Annotated in this window: 18 protein-coding genes and 1 riboswitch; of the genes, 12 read left to right on the top strand and 6 right to left on the bottom strand. The window is 52.3% G+C overall.

The genetic code is table 11. The features are described 5' to 3' along the window. Positions 1-169 precede the first annotated feature (169 nt). Genes C5O22_RS05335 through C5O22_RS05350 form a run of 4 tightly spaced genes read left to right on the top strand, consistent with a single transcriptional unit; the run spans position 170 to position 4,453 of the window. Entirely contained in the window at positions 170-1,762 is a 1,593-nt protein-coding gene (locus tag C5O22_RS05335; protein ID WP_132780174.1) for a sugar ABC transporter ATP-binding protein, read from the top strand. An 11-nt stretch (positions 1,763-1,773) separates the two neighbouring features. Next, positions 1,774-2,817 (top strand): ABC transporter permease subunit, encoded by a 1,044-nt coding sequence (locus C5O22_RS05340; protein WP_132780287.1) that lies wholly within the window; start codon positions 1,774-1,776, stop codon positions 2,815-2,817. After that, the gene (locus tag C5O22_RS05345; protein WP_132780175.1) at positions 2,814-3,977 is read left to right on the top strand and encodes an ABC transporter permease subunit; all 1,164 of its coding nucleotides are present in this window, start codon (positions 2,814-2,816) and stop codon (positions 3,975-3,977) included. The genes C5O22_RS05340 and C5O22_RS05345 overlap by 4 nt, the downstream gene beginning before the upstream one ends. Continuing rightward, entirely contained in the window at positions 3,974-4,453 is a 480-nt protein-coding gene (locus tag C5O22_RS05350; RefSeq protein ID WP_132780176.1) for a DUF6672 family protein, read from the top strand. Before C5O22_RS05345 ends, C5O22_RS05350 begins: the two co-directional genes overlap by 4 nt. A gap of 210 nt (positions 4,454-4,663) precedes the next feature. Here the strand turns inward: C5O22_RS05350 and C5O22_RS05355 are convergent, their stop codons facing one another. Then, positions 4,664-5,254 carry a Uma2 family endonuclease gene (locus C5O22_RS05355; RefSeq protein WP_132780177.1) on the bottom strand — a complete coding sequence of 197 codons (591 nt, stop codon included), beginning with the start codon at positions 5,252-5,254 and terminating at the stop codon, positions 4,664-4,666. A gap of 148 nt (positions 5,255-5,402) precedes the next feature. On the opposite strand from C5O22_RS05355, the gene C5O22_RS05360 reads away from it, so the two are divergent. Together C5O22_RS05360 and C5O22_RS05365 are read left to right on the top strand one after the other, a co-directional pair. Then, positions 5,403-5,963 (top strand): metallophosphoesterase family protein, encoded by a 561-nt coding sequence (locus C5O22_RS05360; RefSeq protein ID WP_132780178.1) that lies wholly within the window; start codon positions 5,403-5,405, stop codon positions 5,961-5,963. 94 nt (positions 5,964-6,057) lie between these two features. Then, entirely contained in the window at positions 6,058-8,010 is a 1,953-nt protein-coding gene (locus C5O22_RS05365) for a GNAT family N-acetyltransferase (protein ID WP_132780179.1), read from the top strand. Positions 8,011-8,204: 194 nt separating this feature from the next. Here the strand turns inward: C5O22_RS05365 and C5O22_RS05370 are convergent, their stop codons facing one another. Both C5O22_RS05370 and C5O22_RS05375 read right to left on the bottom strand, forming a co-directional pair. Further along, positions 8,205-9,479 (bottom strand): L-threonylcarbamoyladenylate synthase, encoded by a 1,275-nt coding sequence (locus tag C5O22_RS05370; RefSeq protein ID WP_132780180.1) that lies wholly within the window; start codon positions 9,477-9,479, stop codon positions 8,205-8,207. A gap of 4 nt (positions 9,480-9,483) precedes the next feature. Continuing rightward, the gene (locus C5O22_RS05375; protein ID WP_165910414.1) at positions 9,484-10,125 is read right to left on the bottom strand and encodes a YgjV family protein; all 642 of its coding nucleotides are present in this window, start codon (positions 10,123-10,125) and stop codon (positions 9,484-9,486) included. 163 nt (positions 10,126-10,288) lie between these two features. Here C5O22_RS05375 and C5O22_RS05380 point away from each other — a divergent pair, with 163 nt between their 5' ends. Both C5O22_RS05380 and C5O22_RS05385 read left to right on the top strand, forming a co-directional pair. After that, positions 10,289-10,933, top strand: a complete 645-nt coding sequence (locus C5O22_RS05380) for an HAD-IA family hydrolase (RefSeq protein ID WP_132780182.1) — start codon at positions 10,289-10,291, stop codon at positions 10,931-10,933. A 172-nt stretch (positions 10,934-11,105) separates the two neighbouring features. Beyond that, complete coding sequence (locus tag C5O22_RS05385; RefSeq protein ID WP_132780183.1) at positions 11,106-11,663, top strand: hypothetical protein; 558 nt, start codon at positions 11,106-11,108, stop codon at positions 11,661-11,663. 15 nt (positions 11,664-11,678) lie between these two features. Here C5O22_RS05385 and C5O22_RS05390 read toward each other — a convergent pair whose 3' ends face one another. Then, the gene (locus C5O22_RS05390; RefSeq protein ID WP_165910415.1) at positions 11,679-13,433 is read right to left on the bottom strand and encodes a CapA family protein; all 1,755 of its coding nucleotides are present in this window, start codon (positions 13,431-13,433) and stop codon (positions 11,679-11,681) included. Positions 13,434-13,648: 215 nt separating this feature from the next. Here C5O22_RS05390 and leuS point away from each other — a divergent pair, with 215 nt between their 5' ends. Then, positions 13,649-16,108 (top strand): leucine--tRNA ligase, encoded by a 2,460-nt coding sequence (leuS, locus tag C5O22_RS05395; protein ID WP_132780185.1) that lies wholly within the window; start codon positions 13,649-13,651, stop codon positions 16,106-16,108. A 63-nt stretch (positions 16,109-16,171) separates the two neighbouring features. Here the strand turns inward: leuS and C5O22_RS05400 are convergent, their stop codons facing one another. Beyond that, positions 16,172-17,455: a glycosyltransferase family 4 protein gene (locus C5O22_RS05400; RefSeq protein ID WP_132780186.1), complete on the bottom strand. Its 1,284-nt coding sequence runs from the start codon at positions 17,453-17,455 to the stop codon at positions 16,172-16,174. Positions 17,456-17,499: 44 nt separating this feature from the next. After that, positions 17,500-18,891 carry a sigma-54-dependent transcriptional regulator gene (locus tag C5O22_RS05405; protein ID WP_132780187.1) on the bottom strand — a complete coding sequence of 464 codons (1,392 nt, stop codon included), beginning with the start codon at positions 18,889-18,891 and terminating at the stop codon, positions 17,500-17,502. Positions 18,892-19,114: 223 nt separating this feature from the next. Further along, a riboswitch (cobalamin riboswitch) is annotated at positions 19,115-19,206 on the top strand. 276 nt (positions 19,207-19,482) lie between these two features. On the opposite strand from C5O22_RS05405, the gene C5O22_RS05410 reads away from it, so the two are divergent. Genes C5O22_RS05410 through C5O22_RS05420 form a run of 3 tightly spaced genes read left to right on the top strand, consistent with a single transcriptional unit; the run spans position 19,483 to position 22,246 of the window. Then, positions 19,483-20,400 carry an ABC transporter substrate-binding protein gene (locus C5O22_RS05410; protein ID WP_132780188.1) on the top strand — a complete coding sequence of 306 codons (918 nt, stop codon included), beginning with the start codon at positions 19,483-19,485 and terminating at the stop codon, positions 20,398-20,400. Positions 20,401-20,405: 5 nt separating this feature from the next. Beyond that, complete coding sequence (locus C5O22_RS05415) at positions 20,406-21,449, top strand: FecCD family ABC transporter permease (protein ID WP_132780189.1); 1,044 nt, start codon at positions 20,406-20,408, stop codon at positions 21,447-21,449. Next, positions 21,446-22,246, top strand: coding sequence for an ABC transporter ATP-binding protein (locus C5O22_RS05420; RefSeq protein WP_132780190.1), 801 nt, complete (start codon positions 21,446-21,448; stop codon positions 22,244-22,246). Before C5O22_RS05415 ends, C5O22_RS05420 begins: the two co-directional genes overlap by 4 nt. Positions 22,247-22,254: the final 8 nt, after the last annotated feature.

Genomic DNA, 22,254 nt, shown 5'->3' on the forward strand with positions numbered 1-22,254 from the left:
CTGTTTTGTTGTTTTTTAAAAAGGAACCCTTCTGAGGATGTACGATTGTCTTTCTTCTCAGAAGGGTTTCGCAAAAGGTACTTTGCTGATACATCAAACCCAATAGGGGTAGCCAGCCAGGCACCCCAGTTCCTAAGGAATTAAAGAGGAAGCGATAGAAGGTTATACCATGGCAGAAACATCCCCCCTTCTAGAATTTAAAGGGATTACAAAAGACTTCTACGGGACTCCTGTACTTCAGAATGTCTCCTTCGCCGTACGTAAAGGTGAAATTTGCGCCCTGGTGGGCGAAAACGGCGCCGGGAAAACAACCCTTATGAGCATTCTTTTTGGTATGCCCGTCATTACCGAAACCGGTGGGTATACCGGTACCATTTATTTAAACGGCAAGGCGGTACAATTTTCTTCCCCTATGGAAGCTATCGATGCGGGGATCGGGATGGTTCACCAGGAATTTTCCCTTATCCCTGGTTTTACAGCATACGAGAATATCATGTTGAACCGGGAACCATTGCGTCCTTCGGTGGCAGTAGAACTCTTTGGAGATCGGCTTGCCACTCTTGACCGCCCAACGATGAAAAAACACGCCCAGCGGGCTATTGAACGGTTAGGGGTAACTATCGATGTAGACATGCCAGTAGCCGACATGCCTATTGCCCATAAACAATTTACAGAAATAGCCCGGGAAATTGATCGGGAACGGGTACAAATCCTGGTATTGGATGAACCCACCGCAGTTTTGACAGAGAACGAAGCCGCAATTCTTTTAGAGGCCCTTCAGCGCCTCGCTGAACAGGGAATTGCCATCATTTTTATTTCTCATCGACTCCACGAGGTAACCCAGATTGCCCATACTATCGTGGTGTTACGGGATGGGAAAGTAGTACAACAGGTGCCCAACAAAGAGGTCTCGGTCCGAGATATTGCATCCTGGATGGTAGGGCGGGAAGTTAAAACCTCCCACCGGGAACACCATAAACGGAGTGAACTAGAGACCGCTCCGGAGATTCTTCAAATAAGCCACCTATGGGTAGACATGCCGGGAGAAACGGTCCGGGATGTATCCTTCTCCGTTCGAAAGGGGGAGATTTTCGGTATTGGCGGCCTTGCCGGTCAAGGCAAGCTGGGAATCCCTAACGGAATCATGGGGCTTTACCCTGCGGGAGGAACCGTTTTATTTCAGGGAAAAGAGTTGAATTTCTCCGATCCTCGTTCTGCTCTCACTGCAGGAATTGCCTTTGTAAGTGAGGATCGACGGGGAGTAGGCCTTTTACTAGACGAAAGTCTGGATTGGAATATCGCCTTTACAGCTATGCAAGTTCGAGGTGCTTACCTTAAAAAATATCTGGGTGGTCTCTTATCATTTCGAGATGAAAAGGCTATGCAAGAGATAGCTCAACATTATATACAGCAGCTCGGGATTAAATGTACCAGTTATCGGCAGCCTGCAAAAGAATTGTCGGGGGGAAATCAACAGAAGGTCTGTCTTTCTAAGGCCTTCGCCTTAGAGCCAGAGCTTCTTTTTGTTTCTGAACCCAGTCGGGGTATCGACGTGGGGGCAAAAAGCCTGGTATTGGATACCCTCCTCCGGTATAACCGTGAAAAGGGAACAACTATCGTGATGGTTTCAAGTGAATTAGAAGAACTTCGCTCCATCTGTGATCGGATCGCTCTGGTATACGAAGGGAAAATTGCGGGTATTCTAGAACCTGATGCCCCCCTGGAAGAGTTTGGTTTGCTTATGTCCGGAGGGAACCAATGAACAAAACAGCGCTGCAAAAGATACAAGATTTTATCCAAGATTTCGGTTGGCCCCGCCTTATTATTGCCCTTTTTGTGGTGGTTCTTTTTTTGATAGCTCCCTTTGTAGGGGTTCGACTTGATGCTTCGCTTCAGGACGTGATTGCCCGTTTTGGACAAAACGGCGTGATGGTCCTGGCCCTGGTACCCATGATGCAAGCCGGAGCAGGCCTTAACTTTGGGCTTCCTGTTGGTATTATCGCGGGCCTTTTAGGGTCGACCCTCTCCATGGAATTCGGTTTTACTGGTTGGCTTGGCTTTGGCATGGCTATAGTACTGAGTTTACCCTTTTCCCTGTTGTTTGGTTGGCTCTATGGGGTGCTTCTTAACAAGGTAAAGGGAGAAGAAATGACCATTGCCATGTACGTAGGGTTCTCCCTTGTTACTTTCATGGCAATTTTATGGATAATTCTTCCCTACCACAATCCTGCCATGGTGTGGGGATATGCGGGAAAGGGGTTACGAACCACTATCACCCTAGATGGATATTGGGCCCGCATCTTAAATAATTTCCTGGCCCTCAGGATTACCCCCTCTTTTACCTTGCCGACGGGAACCATTCTGTTTTTTATCCTTCTTGCTTTTGGCATGTGGCTCTTCATGCGCAGCAAAACAGGCACTGCCCTCACAGCAGTAGGTTCCAACCCCGATTTTGCCCGGGCCGGTGGGGTTTCCATCGATCGGATGCGTCTTATTAGTGTCATAGTCTCTACCATTTACGGAGCCATTGGGATACTTGTGTATCAGCAGAGTTATGGGTTTATTCAGGTATACAATGCGCCCCTTTTCATGGCGTTCCCGGCGGTGGCAGCAATCCTCCTGGGTGGGGCTTCTCTCCACAAGGCAAGCATTATGAATGTAGTGGTTGGAACCTTCCTTTTTCAGGGGATCCTTACGATGACCCCCTCGGTTATTAACAGCCTGATGCAAACAGACATGTCAGAGGTACTTCGGATTCTTATCTCCAATGGGATGATTATTTATGCCCTCACACGAAAAACAAGGGTAACAAAATGAAAGGTCATGCTATATTACATCGAGTCGCCAATCAGGCGGTGGTAGTCATATTTCTTACTATTACGTTGCTTGCAATCCCTGTGTCAGGGCTCCCCCTCCCCTCTATTATTCAAGAAATTGTAACCCGGATGGGCCGAAATGCCTTTTTGGTCTTCAGCCTTATCCTTCCCATCATGGCGGGGATGGGAATTAATTTTGGCATGGTCCTTGGTGCCATGGCAGGCCAGATAGGTCTTATTTTTGCAGTGGACTGGAACATTGTAGGGGTTCCGGGTCTTATTTTTGCAAGTCTCATTGGGGTACCCCTGGCGGCCATACTGGGGGCCCTTGCAGGGGCGGTACTCAATCGGGCCCGGGGGCGGGAAATGGTAACCGGTTATATCCTGGGCTTCTTTATGGATGGCTTTTATCAACTGGTAGTACTCTATCTGATGGGCTCAGTAATACCTGTTCATTCTCCTGCCATTACCCTTTCTCGGGGATATGGGATCCGTAATACCCTGAATCTGGATAGCGTCCGCCAATCTTTGGATAAACTCCTCAATATACAGATCGGCGGGATCCGCTTTCCTCTGGCAAATTATCTTGTAATATTCTTTCTCTGTCTTTTTATTCTATGGTTTAAACGAACAAAACTGGGACAGGACATGCGGGCCGTTGGACAAGATGAACGGGTGGCCCACGCAGCCGGTATTCCAGTGGAGCGGACCCGCATCGTAGCCATCATTATGAGTACTATTCTGGCATGCCTCGGACAGATTATATTCCTCCAGAATATGGGAAACATGGCCACCTACAATGCCCACAAACAAACAGGCTTTTTTGCCGCTGCCGCAATTCTCGTAGGAGGCGCTTCTGTTACACGGGCTACCATTTCCAATGTGTTTATCGGAACCCTCCTCTTACACCTCATGTACATTGTGGTCCCCCGGGCAGGGACAAACCTCTTCGGCTCTGCCATGATCGGAGAGTTTTTTCGGGACGCCTTTAGTTATGCCATCATTGCCCTTGCACTGGTAATCCACGCATGGCGAAAGCGGGCTAAGGCAGAACAGGAACGGTCCCTTCTGCGGGGAAATATTATAGCCAGGGACGGGACAAATGGTACCAATCCATCACCTACAGCCCTGTATGGGCAGAATCAGGGAGAAAGCCTATGAACACCGCTGCTTCTTTTTCGGCTAACCAGGGCGGATCACAGAAAGTTCTCCTTCGTCGCGTGGTCATCCGGGTGTTTCTGGTATGTGCATGGCTACTGTTAGGGGTATATCTTTTTATTACCTATCGGGCCCATACGATACTGCTCGATAATAATAAGGGGATTCCTGAAAAGGCCATTTCTCCCCTTTCCCGCATACGGATTCAGATTGATAATCAAAAACCTATTGAACTAGCCCCAAACGAACGGGACAAAGTAATGGTAGTGGGCCGGACCCATCGCATCATTGTTACTGAAACAGGACAGACATCTCCTCTTGTGGAAAAGACTATTAGTCTTGCGATAGGGCCCGATATCTATCTTCTTTCAGTACCAGCCCTTGTCGCAGGTTCGGAAGAAGCTCTCACCCCCTTTGTCCAGGAGATAGTACGGCCTAAAGAAGAAGAAACACCCCCCAGCGAAAGCGCTCCCTTCTGAAACGAAGCATGAAGGGGAAGGAGAGCCTCCGCTTCTTACTAAAGGGGCCCTGCCCCAAAGGCCTCCTCCCCACAACGGATTCTCACCTTCCTCAGGAGGGGGCCTTTTCTTTATCGGGTTTTTATCTTTTATCCTGGCAGGTGGTGAAGGAGAGGGAACACCCGTAAGAAGGTGCCCCTTCCCGGCCAGTCAACGGAAAACAAGAAAACCTCACCGGGGAAGAGAAAACGTGGAGGGAGGACAGGTCCAGAAAAAATCGGGAAACACCACGCTCTGGACCACCTCGCCAGGGCGATATTCTCGAACAGGGCCAAAGCGACCATTGTTCCATACATATTGATACACAAAGCCCGTATCGGAATGAATTATCCAGTATTCCCGCACCCCTACCCGTTCGTAGAGTTCCCGCTTTATTCCCAGGTCCTTGTGGGCTGTGCTTTCCGAAAGGACCTCCGCAATAAAATCAGGGGCCCCATGAATACCATCTTCCTGTACCTTGGTAGGGTCACATACAACCAATACATCCGGTTCTACCACCGTGTCCCTCGTATCGGAGGCTTCCTCTAAAAATACATCCAGGGGAGCAATAAACACCTGACAGGGCTTACCTTTAAGGTAATCCCGCAATTCTCCAAACAAATCCCCTGCCTTCTCCTGATGAGAAACCCGGGGGGCAGGACTCATGTTGTAGGCTACACCCGAAATAAGCTCCCACCGTTCGTTGGGGGGCCAGGATTTCCAGTCCGCTATGGTAAACCGTTCACCTTCTTTCAGGGCACTTGTCCCATGGGTCTCTGGCATGGCGAACCTCCCTCAATAGTGCATCAATAGTAGTATACTATCATCGGCTTTAAAAAAGGTAGTATCCCTATCCTTTTCGGCAAAAAACCGCGCCCCTTCTTGCCTTTCCCCCTTTACAGAAGGGCCTTCTCAGGATTGAATAAGGGTAATGGCAGCACCAACGCTTTTGGTTATTTCAGACACCCATGGAGACACGGAGACCCTGGCCCTGGTCCTGAGCTGGGCAAAACAGCAGAATGCCATAGGGGCCCTCGTTTTTAACGGGGATGGCGCCGCCGACCTTCCCATCGCCATTGCTAAAACAGGGTACCGCCCCCCGGCGATCCATATGGTGCGGGGGAACGGGGACGGGGATCCCCGCCTTCCCCTGGTAGAAACTATAACCGTCGGAAAGCGCCGCCTCCTTCTTACCCATGGGCATGTACAGGCGGTTCACGATGGGCTTGATCGGCTTGTCGCTGCGGCCCAGGCCATGGAAGTAGAGGGGGTGCTCTATGGTCACACCCATCGGCCCTTCTGGGAAGAAATCGGAGGGCGGCTTTTTCTAAACCCCGGCAGCCTTGGCAAACCCCGGGGAAAAGAGGGCCCAACCTTTGCAACTATTGAAATACCCGCCACTGGATGGTTTATCATTCAGTACTACCATATTGCGGAAGGCCCCTTTGGAGGAAGGACGATTAAGAAAATCGACCTTTTTGGGTCCCCCTGAGGAATACCATGAGGAGTCCCAGCGGCGTGGGTGATAACCTGCGGGTCATCCGATAGGTGGCCCATAGTGTCCCAGGAAGCCCCTTGGAGGAACGATGGCAATCCCCTATATAAAACCCCTTACCCCAGAATTAGAAGACCGGATCCGACGGAACCCGAGCCTCAATATCGATAGTTTCATTGTACCCACCCCGTACGTTCTGGATCAGGGACTTGAAAAAGATCTGGACCATTCCTTCGTATGGGAAGAGGAACGGGAAATTCTAGGGTATATCGAAGTCTGGTCTAATCCATTAAAAAAATGTTTTTACATCTACAAACAGGTTACCAGTCCCTTTGGCAGGAGCAAAGGCATCGGGTCCGCCTTTCTTGCCCACCTGGCGTCGATACTGCCGGAGGATGCCGAAATAGGCTTGTATGTATGGGAACGGCAAACCGAAATTCTTTCGTTCTATCTCAGACGGGGGTTCCATGAAGAAGAACGGATCAACTGGCGGGCCCTTACCTTCATAAAACTCCGCTCCGTGGCCAGGGATGTAAAGGAAATCGTCCCTAAAGTGGGCTTTCTTTCCGGGACCGCGGAAGAGCTTGGCAAGATTCGCCACGATGCTAAAAAAGCGATCCGCCTTATTGCGGATATGGCCGGGGCCCTGACCGCAGAAAACTGCTCCCGGATCATTGAAGACATTAACCGGGAAACCACGGCCCTGATCAACACCTTAAACCTTTTTCGGGACTCGGTGCAGCGCTTTAGAACGGTAAACCTTAAGGAACTCATCGTGGACCGCATCATCCCCATGATCGACCATTCGCCGGTCCCCTGTACGCTGACGCTCCGCTTTGCCCCCAACGTGGGAGAAGCCCGGGCCCATTACGTCGAAGTGGGTCGAGCCCTGGTAAACCTGGTGTCCAATGCCCTGGATGCCATAAAAGCCGCTGGTCGTCCCGGGGAACTTACCATCGGGCTTGAAGAATCGGCGGGCTGGATTATTCTGACCGTGGAAGACAATGGCACGGGCATCGAAGAACAGCGTTTACAAAAGGGGCCCGATGGGATGCCCTCCTTTGTAGGTATCAGCACCAAGGGTCCCCTGGGCGAAGGCCAAGGGACCCGACAGATTTACACCACCTTTGGGGCCGATAACATCACCGTCCACAGCGAACGGGGCAAGGGCACCCGCTGGAAGATTCGCCTGCCCCGGGCCAGCGGCTCAGAAGAAAACACCTATGCCCAACTAGAAACCCGCCTGGCCGAATTCAAGGCCCTGGGGGTAGAGCACCGACCGGGCCCCACCAGCAGCAAGGCGGAAATTTCGGCCCATCTCTGGCGACTCCGGAAGCTGGAAATTCTTATCTGGGACCTGATTCTGCAGTTTTCCCGAAAGAACAATGTCCGGGACCTGTATCGACTTTTTTTGGCCACCCTTCATGGGGCCATAGAACTTGCCCAGTTTAAGGGAAACCTCTCTCAATTTCGTATCGATGAAGAAAACCTCCGGCTCTGGCTTACCGAAGCGGTACATATCCTGTGTCGGGAAGAGGGGGCCCTTACGTTTCTTGCGGGTCAGACCCTTTACCAGGGGATTCGATTTAAAGCCTATGGCCAGGCGGTAGACCGAACCGTGGTCTTTACCCTGAATCCCTTTACGGGCGTCTTCGGTGCCACCGACCGAAAACTCGCGGAACACGCCGATTTTGTCCCCTACCTTGGGGAACAACGGGATAGACTTTTGCGGGGCGAGTTTTTTGGGGATGTAGAAAATCCAAGCACCCCCATTCAACTCGGGGTATGGGAAATTAACTCTATCGAAGATGGGCGGCGGAAAGCGGCCCTCGTCCAGCGGGCCTGTCAAACCCTGCGGGACTTTGGGGTGCCGGGGGACAAAAAAATCCTTTTTTACGAGACCACCTGGCGGCGTTGCGGCATCGATCTTGATACGGGCCGTCCCCGTACTCTGAAAGCCATCGCCGAACTAAAAGAGCATGAACTGGGCGATCTCCTTACCCAGATAGATGATGAACTTACTGATTTTGTAAGCACCGACTAAAAAATGGGAAAGTCACCGGCCTCTGGGGGGGTTCAGGTTTTTCTTTCGGGTACTGGAGTTTTTTCTCGGGCGCCGGCTGGGGCTAGATTTGAAAAGGGGAATATATTCATCATACTATCTACAATTTGATGATCCACATTCCTTTAGCCACCTAGAACTAGATATGAGAATTAGAGGCGTGGGGGCTGCTTCCCTCATTCCCTTCCCCCTCTCTTCGCCGCCCCCCGGGCCTTAAAGAGTCGGTCATTCACCGCGACCCCAACGCCCCGGTTGGGGACCCGCTCGGCGAAAATACAGGATACCCCCCGTTCATCAAAATGATGGAGCATCCTGAAAAGGTTGGCCGCCCCTTCCACCACATCAGAATGGGAGGAAAGAACCTGAATCACGCAGGAAAGCTCCTGTCCCGCCGTAAGCCATTCCGATTTCTCTTGAGCGGGACCAGGCCGGAGGCCTGACCGGTCATACCAGGCATCCCGGGAAGGGGTATCAAAAAAGAGGAACCCCCACCGGATTGGCCTTTGGTGGAGGGAAGCCCCAAAAGGAGCGGAAACATTTGCCGGCTTTGTTTCTATCGTTTCTATCGCAGCGGCCGTTTCCGTGGCATGTGCCACCGGGGAAGCGACCACCTCCGCCGGGGCCTGGGTATCTTTCTCGCAATGGGCTCCAGCGGCCGCGTCAGGTTGGCCCGTAGTGCCGAGGTAGGCCCCCACGAGTTCGGTAAGGGGAGGAATCTGCCCGGGGTCGTAGAGAATAAGCTCTGCCCGGGGTGCATAGTGGCTCGGCAGCTGGCCCGGGGCGGTGGGCCGAGCACTGGTTCGATCCACGACTGCCACGGGGCCGATGAGGGCCTCTATCTTTTCCTGGGGGGTTCCCCCGGGCCGCAGAATCCGGGGAACATCGCCGGTCATATCAAGAACCGTCGATTCCACCCCCACCATACAGGGGCCCCCATCGATAATGTAATCCACCCGTTCTCCCAGTTGAGAAGCCACATGGGCTACGCAGGTGGGGCTCAGGTACCCAAAGGGATTGGCACTGGGGGCCGCCACGGGTATTCCCGCCGTCTGGAGCAAGGCCTGGGCCACCGGATGGGCCGGAACCCGCACCGCCACCGTGGGAAGACCACTGGTGGCCAGATCGGGAACCCAGTCCTGTTTCGGCAGTACCAGCGTAAGAGGCCCGGGCCACAGGTTTTCCGCCAGGACCGCTACCAGGGCCCGTCGCGATTCGGGAAGGGCCCCTACATTAGCCACCTGCTCGAGTTCTTCCCGCCGGGCCAGGTGGATAATAAGGGGATCAAAGGCGGGCCGCCGTTTTGCCTCGAACACCCGGGCCAGGGCGTGGGGATTGCGGGCATCGGCCCCAAGGCCATAGACCGTTTCGGTGGGGAAAGCCACGAGGAGACCCTCCAGTAAGGCCTGGGCGGCCTTTTCTATATCCAGGCGAGAACTACTCAGAATCTGCATAGGCTTACAGTTTCTTAGTGTACCGCTGGGTCGCCTCATCGCTATCTACAGGGGCAAATCCTATTTTTCTAAGGTACGCCCCGTGGACAGGGACCTCCGCCGTGGCATGCACCACCGAAGCGCCTTCCGCAATACGACGCAGGGCCTGTTCAAAAAAGAAACGGGCATTCTTTAGATCCCGATAGGCCGGCACCGCATAATCAAGGAGGATTGTCACTTCCCCAGAGGCATTCTTTTTATATACCACCAGGGATACCGGGACGGTCTGCCGGAGGATAAAACAGAGCCGTACCTCAGGATCATCGGTGGGAATCCCCGTAAAGGAAGGGAAGAATTTCCGAATGTCCTCCCGGTAAAAGTCCACAAAATGCTCTACATAGGGATCCTTCGGAGAGAGCTCTAAAAGCTCGAAGGTTTCCGGCCTTTGGCTATCCTGTTTCATGGTCCACAGGTAAAACCCATTCACCAGCACAATAAAGGTATTGAGGAGAAACACCGGCCAGGCGTGAATCAGGAGGCCATACAGGGCAAAGGCTGCGGAACCCACTAAATTCACCAGTCGCAACCGTACGAGATTTTTCATCATAAGACTGATGGCTACTATCACCGAAGCAGCAAGCCCAAACCATTCAATCACCGTATTCATGGCCGGTACTATACCACAAAGCAGGAATCCCATTCCAGGCACCCTATTCCCGCATCATCATTTCCTCCCTTCTATTTCCTGGGGGACCCCAGGATAGCCGGGGTCTCGTAAATTCCCCTCTTACCCCTTCCGGCAACGCTCCTTTTTCTGTACAATCGCTTTCATGATTTCTTATATCCTCTTCGATCTGGACAATACCCTCTATTCCAGCCGATACGGGCTTGAACAGGCCACAGCCGAACGGATCCGTCAGTTTACCGTCCAATTCTTAGGCCTTCCTGAAGAAGAAGCCCTGGCGCGACGACAGGCCCGCCTTCCCTACTATGGTACAACTCTGGAGTGGCTCATGGCCGAAGAGGGCCTTACCGATGTGGAAGCATATCATCGATTTATCCATCCAGAAGGAGAAGAGGCTCCCCTGGCGCCCGATCCCCGGCTTAAGGAATTCCTAAAATCCATTCCCCTGCCCCTGGCGGTACTTACCAATTCTCCCATGGAACATGCAGAACGGGTCATCAAACGGCTCGAACTGGAAGGAATCTTTACCCATATCTTTGACATTCGCTGGAACAATCATAAGGGGAAGCCCCACGAAGGGGCCTTTCGTCGGGTGGTTCGAGCCCTGGGGAAAGAAATTTCCGAAGTGCTCTTCGTAGATGATTATCCTACCTATGTAGAGGGCTATATACGACTCGGAGGCCCGGCGGTCCTGGTGGATGAAGAAGACCTGCACCCCGAGGTTCCCTATCCCCGCATCCGCAGCATCTACGAACTGGCCCCCTATTGGCAACACCAGGAGCAGAAATAAAGGCCAGCCTATGAAAGAAGGTATTAGTGAAAATCAGTGGGCCCTGTACCACATAAAATAAAGGCCAGCCCTCTCACAGAAAAAAGAAGGGATTGATAAAAATCAGCGTATCCTGTACCACTCAGGATAGTAATATCGAACAAAGGGCCCCATAAAAATTTGAGGAGCGATCATGGCAATCCACCTTATCAGAAAGACCACAAAAGAAGGTAATGTGATGCTCACCGTGCCGATGAGGACGCGACTTTCCCTCGGAGCTATCGGTGCTCTTCTGGTAGGATCTACCGCGTATGTTTCACTCCTGGAAGGAAAAGCCCCCTTCGACGCCCTCAACCTGGCATTGCTGGTACTGACCATCGCGGCAACCCTTTATGAAGAGCGGTGGATCCTTGATAAGACAGGCCAAACCATCACCTTTCGATTTGGCATGCTCCCCCTGGCACGGCGGCAAACAATCCCCTTCTCGGCGGTAGAAAAAGTAAAACTGGAATACTTTGTCAAAGGTCGATCGGGCTTCCTCTCCCCGGAAGAAGCAGCCACCTTTTCCCGGGGCCGACCTAAAGGTCCGGCACTTCCTTTCTTTTCGCCCCCCCTCTGGGTAAACCTGGTGCTATTACTCACCAATGGGGGACGTCTGGTGTTAGACTCCAGAAAAGGGAAAACCGCCCTTGAACTATCTCACATTGGGGAAGAAATCGCTACCCTTTTAGGAAAAGAACTAGAAGCGTAGGCGTCCCCCCTTTCTTTATTGGAGAGCCCGAGAAAGTTCATAAAAGGTCCGCCGAATCCTTTCGCCCTTTTCAAGACGAACCCCCGTATCGTTTAATGTAACCGGGATACATTCCACGTATCGGACCTTTCCCTCGTATATCCCAACCGAGAGGATACAGGAATCCTGTGCCCCGGGCATATCTCCCATGCCAGGAAACAAGAAGTTCCCCAGAGAGTAGGCGATAGGGCTTCCTCTGTACGCTTCCATCCCTTGAATCACATGGGGATGGCTTCCCACCACCAGGTCTGCCCCCTCATCGATAAGACGCCGGTACAGAGACCGCTGTTCTTTTGAAGGGGTAGAACTCCATTCGGTGCCCCCATGGATCATCACCACCGAGAAAGGGGCCTCCTGTAAAAAGGGCCGCAGGGCCTGGAGGTGTTCCTCCCGAGCCCAGAGAATCCCGGGACGGCCGGCGTCCACCGCGGCCAGACGTTCCCCATCGAAGCCGTTTTTTTCCCGGGGATAGGCCCCCAGAGAAAAAACCGCAAGCCAGGGACCTTCGCCGCCGGAACTCCACCAGGAAGGGCTTTCCTGGGAAGAAAGGCCCTCCCCGATTTTGTTAGGGGAAACAGGTTTTTGAAGGGGAGCTTCGGACTCAGGGGATTTACCCGTCATTTCAAGGGGATTGGGAGGATTCTCCTGGGACTGGGGCCACCACCAGGGGTTCGTTGCTTCGGCAAGGGTTCGACCGATACCGGAGGTTCCCATCCGGTACTGTTCAAAGGCCTTGAGGGTATCAAGGAGCCCCACTTCACCATAATCATAGATATGATTGTTAGTAAGCGAGAGATAGGCAAAACCCGCCCGCTTAAGCAGGGGAAGGATGGGAGGAGGAAACTTAAAATTATAGGATTTGGGAACCCGCCGGGCATGTTCAGTAAGGGCCCCTTCCAGGTTCCCAAGACAGAGGTCATGTCGGAGAAGGAGTGGTAAGGTATCGCCAAAAACCTGCTCGAGTCCTCGCCGATTCTCCAGGAGAATGGTATCAACCCCTCGCCCTGGCATGATGTCCCCTACGAAGGCCAGAGTATACACCTTCGTCGATGGAGGAGTGCTCCGGGGAAGGGACGCAAACCACCCACGGAGCCGTTGGGAGGCCCCATCAGAGAAAGGCCCCCCAGGGGGAAACCGCAAAAGGAGCACCACCTTTTTAATAAGGGGGTACCCCGGCTCTGCCGGCAAAAGCCCATCAACCTTGAGGGCCTTGTACGGAAGAGTAATATTCGCGAGGGGAACCACCGCGTCGGGGTCTCCATCCATACGGAGGAGCACTTCTGATAATGGCAGAGAACCCCCTTCATCCAGCACAGAGGCGCGGGGAGCATAGACCCGGGAGGCAAGAACCACATAGGAATCCCCCACCCGTTCTTTAAAGAGAGGTTCCTCGTACTGAAACAGGCGATGAATTTCAAGGGTTGGCCCCGGTCCAGTTTCCTTTCTCCCTTGAGCCCCACCTACCGGGCTAACCGGGTCGATGGGTGTCCCGGGGGAAAGAGGGTCAGCCCTTCCATGAGAAGGTGGGGGAGCCCCTTCAGCTTTGCCTGGGAGGGTAATAATCTTTAAACGCCAGGGAGACGGCAAGGGGGATAAGCTTTGAACCAGTTCCCCATCCCCTGGAGAAAGGTACAGGATTATGTCCTGTTCTTTTGTACAGGCAGAGAAAAGTCCCATGCCAACCAGGAGAAACAGAAGGCCCCTCGGCCCCGAGGAGTACCGTTTTTTCATTTTTCTTGGTAAAGGTTTGGAGGTCCCCCCCACTCCGGGCATTCTCTTTCTAAGATGCGCTCCTCCCGCTCCCGGCCCTTTCTTTGCCATAGGGACTTCCTCTGGTTTTACGATCATCCTCTCTTTCCTTCCTTGGTTGCCTAATTTATAAATACTGTATAATATAGCGTACGATTGTAACATTTTGATATGGACCTCAGTGTAAGGAGCCTGCGATGGCACGATACCCCTTTGATATCATTGAACCTAAATGGCAAAAATACTGGGAAGAGCATAAGACCTTCCGGGCAGTAGAAGATCCGGCAATTCCAAAAGAAAAGCGCCGCTATGTCCTTGACATGTTCCCCTATCCTTCCGCCCAGGGGCTGCATGTGGGACATCCCGAAGGATATACCGCCACGGATATTTACTGCCGCTACCTCAGGATGAGGGGCTACAACGTGCTTCATCCCATGGGATTTGACGCCTTTGGGCTTCCTGCAGAAAACTATGCCATTAAAACAGGGACCCATCCTGCTACCACAACCCGGGCCAATATTAACCGTTTTCGGGAACAGATAAAAGCCCTGGGCTTTTCCTACGATTGGGATCGGGAAGTTTCTACCTGTGAACCGGAATATTACAAGTGGACCCAGTGGATATTCCTGAAACTCTTCGAGAAGGGGCTTGCCTACGAGGCGGAGACCCCCATTAACTGGTGCCCCTCCTGTAAAACCGGTCTTGCCAACGAGGAAGTAAAAGAGGGCTGCTGCGACCGCTGTGGGACCCGGGTTACCCGAAAGCGGATCCGTCAGTGGATCTTAAAAATCACCGCCTATGCGGAACGACTTTTACAGGATCTGGACGAGTTGGACTGGCCTGAGCCGGTAAAACTCATGCAGCGGAACTGGATCGGCCGTTCCGAAGGGGCCAATGTGATTTTCCAGATCGAAGGCCATCCGGACCAGCTTGAAATTTACACCACCCGGCCTGACACCCTCTTTGGGGCAACCTACATGGTGCTTGCCCCGGAGCACCCCCTGGTAGAAAAAATTACTACCCCTGAACAGCGGAAAGCCGTACAGGCCTATATTGAAGAGGCGGCCAAGAAGAGTGACCTGGAACGGACCGACCTGGCCAAGGAAAAAACGGGCGTCTTTACCGGGGCCTACGCGATCAATCCCGTCAATGGCAAGAAAATCCCCATCTGGATCGCCGACTACGTGCTTATCTCCTACGGCACGGGGGCCATCATGGCCGTCCCCGCCCATGACGAACGGGACTGGGACTTCGCCAAGGTTTTTGGGCTTCCCATCATTCAGGTGGTGTCCCCTACTCCCCCAGAGCCCGGTGAGGATTACAGCAAAACCCCCAGTGTTTGCTTTACCGAAGAGGGCTATGCGGTCAATTCAGGGGAGTTTACCGGCCTTCCAACGGCGGAATTTAAGAAAAAAATCGTCTCCTGGCTTGAAGCAAAAGGCCTTGGCCGGCGGGCAGTAAACTACAAGCTCCGGGACTGGATCTTCAGCCGCCAGCGTTACTGGGGGGAACCGATCCCCATCGTGCACTGCCAGAACTGCGGCATCGTTCCATTGCCTGAGGACCAGCTTCCCCTGACCCTGCCGGAGGTACAGTCCTATGCCCCCACCGGCACCGGAGAATCACCCCTCGCGGCTATTACCGACTGGGTAAACACCACCTGCCCCCGCTGCGGAGGACCGGCAAAACGGGAAACGAACACCATGCCCCAATGGGCGGGGTCCTGCTGGTACTATCTGCGGTATCTGGATCCCAAAAACGATACGGCCCTGGCATCCCGACAGGCTATCGAATACTGGATGCCGGTGGATCTCTACGTGGGTGGTACGGAACACGCGGTGTTACACCTTCTCTACAGCCGCTTCTGGCACAAGGTGCTCTATGATCTGGGGATTGTAAATACCAAGGAACCCTTCCAGCGCCTCGTAAACCAGGGGATGATCCTGGGCGAAGATGGCCAGAAAATGAGTAAGAGCCGGGGAAACGTCATTAATCCCGACGATATAATCCGGGAGTATGGGGCCGATTCCATGCGGGTCTACGAAATGTTCATGGGACCCCTGGAGGTAAGTAAACCCTGGTCTACGGCGGGCCTTGTGGGGGTATCCCGCTTCCTGGAACGTCTGTGGGCCATCGGCGAAAAGCCCCTTTGCAAGGATCTTTCAGACAGCGGTCTTTCCGAAGAGGAACAACAAAAGCTGCTACGGCTGCTGCATAAAACCATAAAAAAGGTAACCCACGATACGGAAACCCTTAATTTTAACACCGCCATCAGCCAGATGATGATCTATTCAGGAGAGTTAGCAAAGGCAGAGCGGATTCCCCGTTCCCTGTGGGAACCCTTTGTCCTCCTGCTTGCCCCCTATGCGCCCCACCTGGCGGAAGAACTCTGGCAAAAATTGGGGCACTCCGGGTCTCTGGCCTACGAACCCTGGCCGACTTACGATGAGGAACTGTGCAAAGAAACAGAAGTTACCATCGTGGTACAGGTGAACGGCAAAATCCGGGATAAATTCAATGCGGTTCCCGGCACAAGCAAAGAGGAGCTTGAAAAAACGGCCCAGGCCCTGCCGGGGGTTCAGAAATGGATTGAAGGGCATCGGGTTATCAAGATTATTTCTGTACCGGATAAACTGGTGAACATCGTGATCCAGTAAACAGCGGCGGCCCACTCCACGCTCTCCGGAGAGACTGACCTCCCCCCGGGGGGCGTCCGCCACCTACACCTGTCCAAAGTTCATAAACACCTGTCGCAGGCGTTCTTCAAGCAGCCTGAAAGAAAAGAATTTCTTTGCCAGTTCAAAATTCTTACTTCCAATAAGACGGGTAAGCTCCGGATTTTTAAGAAGAGAAACAACCGTATCCACCGTGTCTTCGGTGATATAGGTGTCCATTAGAACCACATCAAAACCTACCGGTTCAATATCCTGTTCAAAGATAGAATAGCGGTTCACCAGGATAGGCTTTTTAAACCAGAGGGCTTCCAGAAAGGCGTTTCCAAACCCCTCGTACGTAGAGGGATAGGTTACAAAATCGGCGTTTACATAGCAATCCCATAGGCTATACTGGCGCTGCCCGGTGGAACTCGTTCCCCGGTGGGCACCAATAATATCGGGCCGAACCAGCACATCTACCCCCAACAGGCGGGCATACTCCCGGGTACGCTCATAATAGGCGCTCCCTTCGTCCCGTTCCTGATGACTGATAAGGAGCTTCGCCACAATTCCCCGTTTTCCCAGGCGATGGACCAACTCGATAGCGTGTTCTATTCCCTTCCGGGCAATGATGCGGGTGGGCTGTAAAAAAAGGTATTCCCCCTCCTTTATCCCCAAATCCTCGCGTAAACTCCGGGCATAGCTATCCATTTCAGGAGGGGCCTCTTCAAAATCAAAGACATTGGGAATGATGATAGACGAAAGCCCACATCGGTACGAAAGCTGTCTGCGGGCTTCACTATTAATGACCACATGATTAATAGAATGGAGCCGCGGAGGAAAGGCCATGGCCAGGTAGTCTTCCACACAGTTCACCATAAAACGTTGTCGTTCCCACACAAAATCATGGTGATGGGCCACCGTGGGAAGCCCTGTCTCGGCAATTACCTCCGTGATCGCAAGGCCAAAAGGAATATGCAGGGGAATCGTCAGGGCATTTTCCACAATAAGGGCATCGATATTAAAGGTTCCTATAAAGTCGTAGAGGGATTTTTTAAGTTCCTTCCGTAATTCATGGATCCGAGCGGTCAAGGCTTCAGAACGAAGGGTGGTCCCATAACACTGATGGTGAAGCTCCTGTACCAGCGGATGAGCAAAAAAGGCCCGCTCATCCACCATGCTTCGTTCCGGGGGTCGGTCCGATTGGCCTGCAAAGAAGTAACAACCATACCCCATCCGCTCCAGGACCCGACTCCATTTGTCCGTTTCCAGGGAAACCCCATCGGTTCCCTTAAAACGGGTAGAAACGAAGCCGATCCGTTGAATTTTGTTTGTTCTGGTAAGGTACACGAAAATGCCTCCGGAAACTTTTGGTACTAGAACCGCCCATCGAGCTATTGAGTTACTTTGAGGAGCGGCGAATCCTTCGGATACAGCCGTTCTAACCGGGACCGCAGGTGTCGTTCAGAAATCCCTAAAAGGCGAGCCGCGGCACTTTTATTACCCTTTGTTTCCTGTAGGGCCCGCTCAATAAGGGTACGTTCAAAACTTCCCAGCACCTCTCGATAATCCAGGGGAAAAGAAAGGGTGTTCGTACTGCTGGGTCTCCCAAAGGGAAGGGGAGGAAGATCCCGTTCAAGGATGATATCCCCCCGCGAAAGAACCACCGCCCGTTCAATAATATTCTCCAGTTCCCGCACATTTCCCGGATAATCGTAACGCATAAGATGTTCCATGGCCTCCCGGGAAACGCCCTGAACCATCCGATGGTTCCGCTGGTTAAATTTCTCGATAAAGTGCTGTACCAAAAGGGGAATATCCTCTTTTCGTTCCCGAAGGGGAGGAAGATCCAGGGTAATCACATTGATGCGGTAAAAGAGATCCTTCCGAAAAAGCCCCTGTTCTACCAATTGGGGGAGGTTTTTATTGGTCGCCGCAATTACCCGCACATCCAGTTTGCGGGGAGTGTTTTCTCCTACCCGTTCTATGATTCCAAATTGAAGGACCCGGAGAAGCTTTACCTGTAAGTGGATAGGTACATCCCCAATTTCATCGATAAAGAGGGTCCCCCCATCGGCAAGTTCAAAGCGCCCGATTCGGTCTGTATCGGCCCCCGTAAAGGCCCCCCGTTTATGCCCAAAAAGCTCGCTTTCTGCCAGGGATTCCGGCAGGGCAGAAATGTTTACCGCCACAAAGGGTTTGTGCTTCCGTAAACTGCGCTCGTGAATAAAGCGGGCCACCAGTTCCTTCCCTGTTCCGCTTTCTCCCGAAACCACCACGGTGGCATCACTTTCGGCACAACGGGCGGCGATTTGCATCACAAAGGCCATGGATTCGCTTTTATAAATAATACCCTCTGCAAAAGGGCTCGTGGTTTTCCCTTCCAAAGGGGGTAAGAAAGATTCCCGGATAAGCATGTTTTTTTCATAGGAACGAAGAACAATCTTTTCTATATCCTGAGCCTTAGTTGGTTTTATAAGATAATCATCGGCCCCCGCCTTGAGGATTTCCACCGCTTCCTGGGCACTGGAAAAGGCGGTCATTACTATCACGGGCACCATGGGATTAGTTTTTTTTACTTCCTTAAGGATGTCCAGGCCAGACCCATCGGGGAGGCGGAGATCGGTGATTACTAAATCAACCACGATAGCATTAAAAATCCGAAGGGCACTTCCATAGGAATCGGCGGTAAAAATTTCCACCGGTGGATATTGCATGTGCTGGAGAATCCGGCTCATTTGTTCCAATTGGAGGGGATCATCGTCCACCACCAGAATATGCATCATAAGAAGTCCTCAATACTATTCTTCACTTTTCTTATCGGTATAAATAAACCGGGTAAATAGAAAAAACTATATTCTGAGGGGAACTGTCAATAACAATATTGACCATTTTTTGGCTCTTCCATACTATAAGGTCTGTCTGGCGAAGAAAAGTCAGGCGGTTGCAGGAGGGCTTCTTAAAAAGGGGAAATCAAAAACGAACATACCCTTTTTGTAGAGCCAAGAGGGGGAAGCCGGTGCAAATCCGGCGCTAGCCCGTAACTGTGAATTCAACAAAAGGGATATACGTCCCTGTTTTGTTGGAAAGCCAGGTTACCCTCCCTGCAGTCCTCGCAGAAGCGCTTCGTGGGTCAGGCGTGGTGCGATCGATACACTTCATATCGATCTCTCCAGAAATTTCCCAACAATGAGAAAAGGGTAATTATACCCTTGTCAAGAAGAAGGTTCTTCCCTGAATGACGGCGATTTTCCAAAAGAAAGGCCTGGATAGACAACAAAGGGGAAACCCCTTCTTCTCCTCCTTGATACGGATTCCTACCACTATCGAAGCAAATCTGCAAACCAATTTCTAATTAGGGAGAGAAGGAGAGAGCTATGCAAAAAAAACTGAACAAAAGCATGTACCTCATGGGCTTTATTCTTACGATAGGTTCATTCCTGAATTTTCTGTATGCCCAGGAGAAACCAATAGTAGTCCAGGATGTACTTAAACGGTCCCATTCTTTTACCAAACCGGTAACTCGGATCGTAAGTCTTTCTCCAGCCGTTACCGAGACCCTCTACGCCATCGGTGCAGGTGCGACCCTGGTAGGGAACACCACCTACTGTACCTATCCTGAGGCAGCTCTGGAAGTACAAAAGGTAGGGGGCTACTCGGCGGATACCATCAGTGTGGAACGGATTATCCAGCAACAGCCAGAGCTCGTGATAGGCGAGATTTCTATGCACCGATCCCTGGAGAATACCCTTAAAGAAGCAGCGATTCACTTTTTTCTTGTAGATATTACCCGGATTGAAGATATTTACACCCTCATTCAGAACCTAGCTATCATAACAGGACGTTCTGCCGAAGGGCAAGCCCTTACAAAAAACTTACAAGAACGGGTAAACCGCATTACAAACCTTGTGGCAAAGAAAAAAACTCCCCGGCCCCGGGTTTTCTGGGAAGTGTGGAACGAACCCCTCATGACCTGCGGACCCCACACCTTTATCGGGCAAATCCTTAACCTGGCGGGGGGGCAAAACATCTTTTCAGACCTTTCAGAGAACTGGCCAATTGTTTCCTCTGAAATGGTACTTGTCCGAAATCCCGACTATATCATGAGTACCCGTACCCATGGGGAGGCCCTGGATCTAGAAACCCTGAAACGCCGACCCGGTTGGGCTAATCTCCCGGCGGTACGGAATCGGAACATCATTCTTTTTGATGATGACATTATAAGTAGACCCGGTCCCCGCTTTGTAGATGCGGTGGAACTCGTGGCTAAAGCATTACATCCGGAACTCTTCTAAAGGAAATGAAAAAGTCAGGGGGTCTTTTCATTACACTGCTCCTTCTCATACTTCTCCTCTTAGGGCCCCTCGCGCTGATAGGGGGTTCGGTTCCGCTTGGTTTTAATGAAATGATCTCCGCCCTAGGGCAGATCCTCTGGCCCGTAGGAGATACTCCCCTCTCCCCAACCCTGGCGATACTCCGCCTCCGCCTGCTGCGGTACCTCCTTGCTACGATGGTAGGGATCATCCTTGGCGCAAGTGGAGCCGTATTTCAAGGGCTGTTTATGAATCCCCTGGCAGACCCCTACGTGGTGGGGACCTCCAGTGGGGCCGCCCTTGGAGCGGTGGTAGCGATTACCCTCGGGGGCTTCTCCCTTTTTTCCCCTTCCATCGAAGGGATCTCCTGGTTTGGTCTTTCTGGAATCAGTCTCATGGCCTTTATCGGAGGCCTGGGGGCCACCATCCTCGTATATTTTATTGCCGGTTTTTTTCCCCGATCCACCAGCAGTACCACCGTACTCCTTGCAGGAAGCGCCATGGGGTCTTTCTTTTCTGCCAGCATCTCGATTCTTCTTACCCTGAAAGATCGGGATCTCCACCGGGCCTTCTTCTGGTTACTGGGAGGCTTTTCAGGGAGAACCTGGGACCACCTGGGGTTTCTTATATTACCGACAGTCCTTAGTCTCTTCATCGGCATGATGGGAGCCCGGCCCCTGGATATCCTTTCAGGGGGGGATGAACAGGCCCAGAGTCTGGGACTCCACCCGTCGATAACACGGCTTTTTTTAAGTATCGGCATGGCCATCGGTATTTCGGCGGCCGTTTCCGTGGCAGGCACCATCGGCTTTGTGGGACTCGTAAGCCCCCACATTGCCCGCCGAGTAGTGGGACCCCGTCATAGAATCGTCATACCGAGTGCCGCCCTGGTGGGCGCCATCATGCTTGTGGTGGCAGACATAGGGGCTCGAACCCTTGTACCTCCCATAGAACTTCCCGTAGGAGCCCTTACGGCTCTAATCGGGGCCCCCTATTTTCTGGTAAAACTCCTTAAAAGGACCGCCGCATGAAGTATCCTCTGCTTTCAATTGATAAGCTTCGATGGGGATATGCTGGAAGCTGGCAGGCGGGCCCCCTTTCTGCGGAAATCCGAGAGGGAACCATAATAGTAATTCTTGGGCCCAATGGTTCGGGAAAAACAACTCTCCTTAAAACCATACTAGGTCTCCGACCGCCCCTCGGGGGGCGTATTTCCATCGGGGGACATTCCATCCAGGAGCTTTCTATAAGAGAGCGGGCCCGGCTTTGCTCCTGGGTCCCCCAGTTTTTCGATCCCCTTTGGGATTTTACCGTATGGGACCTGGTAAGTCAGGGCCGCTATGCGTACAGCACTGGATTTCACTCTCTTACCAAAGAGGATCGGGAGTGTATCCACAACACCCTTACAGAATTGGACCTTACCCATCTTCAGAGCAAAAGGTTCTCATCCCTTTCAGGGGGCCAGGCACGGCAGGTGCTTATAGCCCGGGCCGTATGCCAGGACACACCCCTCATTCTGCTTGATGAACCGGCGGCCAACCTGGACCCGGGGAAACAACTGGAACTAGGAGAACTCCTTCAAAGGCTTGCGGCAAAAGGAAAGACCATCTGCATAAGCCTCCACGATATCAATCTTGCCTATCGACTTGCCCACAAGGTAATCCTTCTCTTTCACGATGGTTCCGCAGCCTGGGGTGCGCCGGAGGAAATCCTTATCCCCTTCCTCCTCGAAAAAGCCTATAACACCACCTTTGTCCATGGCTATCATGAAGAGTATGGGAAATTTAGCCTGCCCAGTCGAAGAAAGAAAAAAGGCGGTCGCCTATAGCAAAACAT

It is taken from the genome of Treponema sp. J25, assembly GCF_004343725.1.
Taxonomy (GTDB): domain Bacteria; phylum Spirochaetota; class Spirochaetia; order Treponematales; family Breznakiellaceae; genus J25.